At 62.4% G+C, this 1,117-nt stretch carries 1 protein-coding gene; it reads left to right on the forward strand.

Annotation, left to right across the window (positions count from 1 at the left end; translation table 11 throughout):
* The first annotated feature begins 55 nt into the window (after positions 1–55).
* Entirely contained in the window at positions 56–1,090 is a 1,035-nt protein-coding gene (locus tag PJE01S_RS24145; RefSeq protein ID WP_084389745.1) for an IS630 family transposase, read from the forward strand.
* The last annotated feature ends 27 nt before the right edge of the window (positions 1,091–1,117 follow it).

Genomic DNA, 1,117 nt, shown 5'->3' on the forward strand with positions numbered 1-1,117 from the left:
ATTGATTCGGAAGTATTCAACTTGAAAGTTTCGAATAGGCCATCATATGGGTGTGATGGAAGCAACTGACATGAGATCGCTGTCGCGCGAAGCGCGGCACGAAAGGCGCGTGCAGGTCATCCGATTGCGCAAGGCGGGCGGCACGTACGACGAGATTGCGGCACAAACCGGTTTGAGCCGCACCGGCGTGTTTGACATTTGCAAGCGCCACGAAGCGGCGGGTGCGAAGGCGTTGCGCGACGGGCCCAGCGGGCGCCAGCGCGGCGACGGCCGATTGCTCGACGCGGCGCAAGAGGCGACGGTGCGCAAGCTCATCACCGACAAGACGCCCGACCAGTTGAAGATGCCTTACGCGCTGTGGACGCGCGGGGCAGTGGCGCAGCTCATCGAGCAGCGCTTTGGCATTCGGCTGCCTGTGCGCACGATGGGGCTGTACCTGGCGCGCTGGGGCTTCACGCCGCAAAAGCCGATGAAGAAGGCTTACGAACAATCGCCCGCTGCGGTCAAGAAGTGGCTCGACGAGGACTACCCCGTCATTGCTGCCCGAGCCAAGGCTGAGGGTGCCGAGATTCACTGGGGTGACGAGAGCGGCCTGCGCAGCGACGACGTGCGCGGTCGCAGCTTCGCCCCCAAGGGCCAGACGCCCGTGATCCGGGTTAACAACAAGCGCCACGGCCTGTCGGTGATCTCCACCGTCACAAACAAGGGCCAGATGCGCTGGCGCATCTTCGACGGCGCGCTCAACACCAACATCCTGATCGACTTCCTGCGCCGGTTGATCAAGGGTGCGAGCAAGAAGCTGTTCCTGATTCTGGACAACCTGCGGGTGCACCACGCCAAGCCGGTCAAGGCGTGGCTGGCCGAACACGCCGATGCGATCGAGGTGTTCTACTTGCCCAGCTACAGCCCAGAGCTCAACCCCGACGAAATGGCCAACGCAGACATCAAGCAAGCAGTGACCACGCTGGCACCGGCGCGCACCAAGCTGCAACTGGTCAAGGCCACTGCCCGCCACCTGCGCAGCGTGCAGCGCCAGCCTGATCGGATTCGAAAGTACTTCGAACATGGTCCGGTTCGCTATGCGGCTTGATTCAAGTTCGTTGATGCCGGCTCAATA

Source organism: Polaromonas jejuensis NBRC 106434 (genome assembly GCF_001598235.1).
In the GTDB taxonomy this organism is placed as follows: Bacteria; Pseudomonadota; Gammaproteobacteria; order Burkholderiales; family Burkholderiaceae_C; genus Polaromonas; species Polaromonas jejuensis.